The following is a 4,818-nucleotide window of genomic DNA, read 5'->3' on the forward strand; positions in this document are numbered from 1 at the left end:
CAGCTTTTCAGTGTCTCGCGCAGCCAGCGGTGCGCCGGATCATTGTCGAATCGGGGATGCCAGGCCTGGGTCAGCACTACCACGACCACAACTTCCTGACCATTCACGAACGCCTCACCGATCACCTCGGCGACCGCGCACCAATTGGCCAGGTACGTCAGCGCATCCACCGCGTGCGCGCCAAGCGTGTGGTGCTGGCCACCGGCGCTCACGAGCGTCCATTGGTCTACGGCAACAACGACGTGCCGGGCAACATGCTGGCCGGCGCTGTCTCGACTTACGTGCGCCGTTACGGCGTGGCACCGGGCAAGAAACTGGTGCTGAGCACCAACAACGATCATGCCTACCGCGTGGCACTGGACTGGCTCGATGCCAGCCTGCAAGTGGTGGCCATCGCCGACGCCCGCAGCAACCCGCGCGGTGCGCTGGTGGAAGAAGCGCGCGCCAAGGGCATCCGCATCCTCACCGGCAGCGCCGTGATCGAGGCCCGTGGCGCCAAGCACGTCACTGCCGCTCGTGTTGCTGCAATTGACGTGAAAGGGCACAAAGTCACCAGCCCCGGCGAATGGCTCGAATGCGACGTGATCGCCAGCTCCGGCGGCTACAGCCCGGTGGTTCACCTGGCATCGCACCTGGGCGGCAAGCCGATCTGGCGTGACGACATCCTCGGTTTCGTACCGGGCGAAGCACCGCAGAAGCGTGTGTGCGTCGGTGGCATCAATGGCGTTTACGGCTTGGGCGATTCGCTGGCCGACGGTTTTGAAGGCGGCGTGCGCGCAGCCAGCGAAGCCGGTTTCGCGGCGGTCCAGGCCACCTTGCCAAAAGCGCTGGCTCGCCTGGAAGAACCGACCCTGGCGCTGTTCCAGGTGCCTCACGAAAAAGGCACTGCCCGTGCGCCGAAGCAATTCGTCGACCTGCAGAACGACGTCACCGCTGCCGCCATCGAACTGGCCACCCGCGAGGGCTTCGAGTCGGTCGAGCACGTCAAGCGCTACACCGCACTGGGCTTCGGTACCGATCAGGGCAAGCTGGGTAACATCAACGGCCTGGCCATCGCCGCCCGTTCGATGAACATCACCATCCCGCAGATGGGCACCACCATGTTCCGCCCGAACTACACGCCGATCACATTCGGCGCGGTAGCCGGTCGTCACTGCGGCCACCTCTTCGAGCCAGTGCGCTTCACCGCACTGCACGCCTGGCACCTGAAAAACGGCGCCGAGTTCGAAGATGTCGGCCAGTGGAAGCGTCCGTGGTACTTCCCTAAAGGTGGTGAAGACATGCACGCAGCGGTCAAGCGTGAGTGCAAGGCAGTGCGCGACAGCGTCGGCCTGCTCGACGCCTCGACCCTGGGCAAGATCGACATCCAGGGCCCGGACGCCCGTGAGTTCCTCAACCGGGTATACACCAACGCCTGGACCAAGCTCGATGTGGGCAAGGCCCGCTACGGCCTGATGTGCAAGGAAGACGGCATGGTCTTCGACGACGGTGTGACGGCGTGCCTGGCCGACATCCATTTCGTCATGACCACCACCACCGGCGGCGCGGCCCGCGTGCTGGAATGGCTGGAGCTGTACCACCAGACCGAATGGCCGGACCTGAAGGTGTACTTCACCTCCGTGACCGACCACTGGGCCACCATGACCCTGTCCGGGCCGAACAGCCGCAAGCTGCTCAGCGAAGTCACCGACATCGATCTGGACAAGGACGGCTTCCCGTTCATGACCTGGAAAGAAGGTCTGGTCGGCGGCGTACCGGCGCGGGTATTCCGGATTTCGTTTACCGGTGAGCTGTCGTACGAAGTCAACGTGCAGGCCGACTACGCCATGGGCGTACTGGAAAAAATCGTCGACGCCGGCAAGAAGTACAACCTGACGCCATATGGCACCGAAACCATGCACGTGCTGCGGGCCGAGAAGGGCTTCATCATCGTAGGCCAGGACACTGACGCTTCGATGACCCCGGACGACCTGAACATGGGCTGGTGCGTGGGTCGCACTAAACCGTTCTCGTGGATCGGCCAGCGTGGCATGAACCGTGAAGACTGCGTGCGCGATCAACGCAAGCAGCTGGTGGGCCTGAAACCGATCGACCCGACCAAGTGGCTGCCGGAAGGTGCGCAACTGGTGTTCAACACCAAGCAGGCGATCCCGATGACCATGGTCGGTCACGTGACCTCCAGCTACGCCCACAACTCCCTCGGCTATTCGTTTGCCATGGGCGTGGTCAAGGGCGGCCTGAACCGCATGGGCGAGCGTGTGTTTGCGCCGCTGGCGGATGGCAGCGTGATCGAGGCGGAAATCGTTTCTTCGGTGTTCTTCGACCCGAAAGGTGATCGCCAGAACGTTTAGTGACCTCGGGTCCTGTGGGGTGTCGGCTGAACCGCGTTGACTTCATCGCGAGCAGGCTCGCTCCCACAGGAGATCGCGTAACCCTTGTGGGAGCGAGCCTGCTCGCGATGGCGGCGGGGCTGCCACCACAAGGGCCGGAACCAAAAGAATTCAGGAAAGGTGCTTTATGACCGCAGCCAATGTTTACCAACAACGCCCGACCAACGGCGCCAAGGCCGAGTCGTCGCTGCATCATGCCGACCTCGCCAGCCTGGTGGGCAAGGGCCGCAAGAACGCCGGTGTGACCGTGCGCGAGAAAAAACTCCTCGGTCACCTGACCATTCGCGGCGATGGCCACGATGCGGCGTTCGCCGCCGGCGTGCACAAGGCCCTCGGCATCGAACTGCCGGGTGCGCTGACCGTCATCGTCAAGGGTGAAACCAGCCTGCAATGGATGGGCCCGGATGAGTGGCTGCTGATCGTCCCGAGCGGCGAAGAGTTCGCTGCCGAGAAGAAACTGCGCGAAGCGCTGGGCGACCTGCACATCCAGATCGTCAACGTCAGTGGCGGCCAGCAGATCCTCGAACTGAGCGGCCCGAACGTGCGCCAGGTGCTGATGAAATCCACCAGCTACGACGTACACCCCAACAACTTCCCGGTGGGCAAGGCCGTGGGCACGGTGTTCGCCAAGTCGCAGCTGATGATCCGCCACACCGCCGAAGACACCTGGGAACTGCTGATCCGCCGCAGCTTCTCCGATTACTGGTGGTTGTGGCTGCAGGATGCAGCGGCCGAATACGGCCTGGCCGTGCAGGCCTGATCAACACAATCCCTGTAGGAGCGAGCACGCTCGCGATGGAGGCCCGGACAACGTGGGCATTCAGACAGCCAGCGTTATCGTTTACCCCCATCGCGAGCATGCTCGCTCCTACAGGAAGGTTGATGATCGTTCCCACGCTCCGCGTGGGAACGCATCCCGGGACGCTCCGCGTCCCAAGAGCGGACGCCGAGCGTCCATGGCGGCATTCCCACGCAGAGCGTGGGAACGATCGGAGGAAACAATATGAGCCGCGCCCCAGACACATGGATCCTGACCGCCGACTGCCCCAGCTTGCTCGGCACCGTGGACGCGGTGACTCGCTTTCTGTTCGAGCAGGGTTGCTACGTCACTGAACACCACTCCTTCGATGACCGGCTCTCTGGCCGGTTCTTCATTCGTGTGGAGTTCCGTCAGCCCGACGGTTTCGACGAGCAGTCCTTCCGCGCGGGCCTGGCCGAGCGTGGAGAAGCCTTCGGCATGGTCTTCGAACTGACCGCGCCGCATTACCGGCCGAAAGTGGTGATCATGGTGTCCAAGGCCGATCACTGCCTCAACGATTTGCTTTACCGCCAGCGCATCGGCCAATTGTCGATGGACGTGGCCGCCGTGGTGTCCAACCATCCGGACCTCAAGCCGCTGGCCGATTGGCACCAGATTCCGTACTACCACTTCCCGCTGGACCCCAACGACAAGCCGTCCCAGGAGCGTCAGGTGTGGCGGGTGATCGAGGAGTCCGGCGCCGAACTGGTGATCCTTGCCCGCTACATGCAGGTTTTGTCGCCGGAGCTGTGCCGCAAACTCGACGGCAAGGCGATCAACATTCACCACTCCCTGCTGCCGGGCTTCAAGGGTGCCAAGCCGTACCACCAGGCCTACAACAAGGGCGTGAAACTGGTCGGCGCCACGGCGCACTACATCAACAACGACCTCGACGAAGGGCCGATCATCGCCCAGGGCGTCGAGGCGGTGGACCACAGTCACTACCCCGAAGACCTGATCGCCAAGGGGCGCGACATCGAAGGGCTGACCCTGGCGCGGGCCGTTGGTTATCACATTGAAAGAAGGGTGTTTTTGAACGCCAATCGCACGGTCGTTCTCTAGATTGCCATCGCGAGCAGGCTCGCTCCCACAGGGTTTTGTGTCGGTCACAAAATCTGTGTTCAACCCCAATCCACTGTGGGTGCGAGCCTGCTCGCGATAGGGCCCTGACAGGCAACACAAGAAACAGCATCTGTACCCGAGCACTCTACGCGCTGCCTGCCTGGGCAACGCGGTTCCATAAAAACAACAGCGAGGTGAAAGCATGTCTGGCAATCGTGGTGTGGTGTATCTCGGCGCTGGCAAGGTCGAAGTACAGAAAATCGACTATCCGAAAATGCAGGACCCGCGCGGTCGCAAGATCGAGCACGGCGTCATCCTGCGCGTGGTGTCCACCAACATCTGTGGTTCCGACCAGCACATGGTGCGCGGTCGTACCACCGCCCAGGTCGGCCTGGTGCTGGGCCACGAGATCACCGGTGAAGTGATCGAGAAGGGCAGCGACGTCGAAAACCTGAAAATCGGCGACCTGGTCTCCGTGCCATTCAACGTCGCTTGCGGGCGCTGCCGTTCCTTGTTCTTGTAATTGCACCAGGCGAAAACCTGACGTGGCATTGAGATGGGTATCAG

General features: G+C 62.5%; 3 protein-coding genes and 1 pseudogene. All 4 read left to right on the forward strand.

Annotated elements, in window-relative coordinates; genetic code table 11:
- On the forward strand, nt 1–2,351 hold a 2,351-nt coding region (locus tag ACQKP2_RS31715), incomplete at its 5' end, for a glycine cleavage T C-terminal barrel domain-containing protein (protein WP_427582225.1).
- Nucleotides 2,352–2,517: 166 nt separating this feature from the next.
- Nucleotides 2,518–3,150, forward strand: a complete 633-nt coding sequence (locus ACQKP2_RS31720; RefSeq protein WP_427582226.1) for a sarcosine oxidase subunit gamma — start codon at nt 2,518–2,520, stop codon at nt 3,148–3,150.
- Between the two features lie 243 nt (nt 3,151–3,393).
- On the forward strand, nt 3,394–4,251 hold the full coding sequence (purU, locus tag ACQKP2_RS31725) for a formyltetrahydrofolate deformylase (protein ID WP_427582227.1): 858 nt from the start codon (nt 3,394–3,396) through the stop codon (nt 4,249–4,251).
- 202 nt (nt 4,252–4,453) lie between these two features.
- Nucleotides 4,454–4,762: pseudogene (locus tag ACQKP2_RS31730) on the forward strand (alcohol dehydrogenase catalytic domain-containing protein); the annotation flags it as partial.
- Nucleotides 4,763–4,818 lie beyond the last annotated feature (56 nt).

Origin of the sequence: Pseudomonas sp. NPDC089569 (assembly GCF_050280625.1) — a bacterium.
Taxonomy (GTDB): Bacteria; Pseudomonadota; Gammaproteobacteria; order Pseudomonadales; family Pseudomonadaceae; genus Aquipseudomonas.

What these genes read in the sequence shown, in the direction of transcription:
- purU (WP_427582227.1), top strand. Translation starts at nt 3,394, where the DNA reads ATGAGCCGCGCCCCAGACACATGGATCCTGACCGCCGACTGCCCCAGC.
- ACQKP2_RS31720 (WP_427582226.1), top strand. Translation starts at nt 2,518, where the DNA reads ATGACCGCAGCCAATGTTTACCAACAACGCCCGACCAACGGCGCCAAG.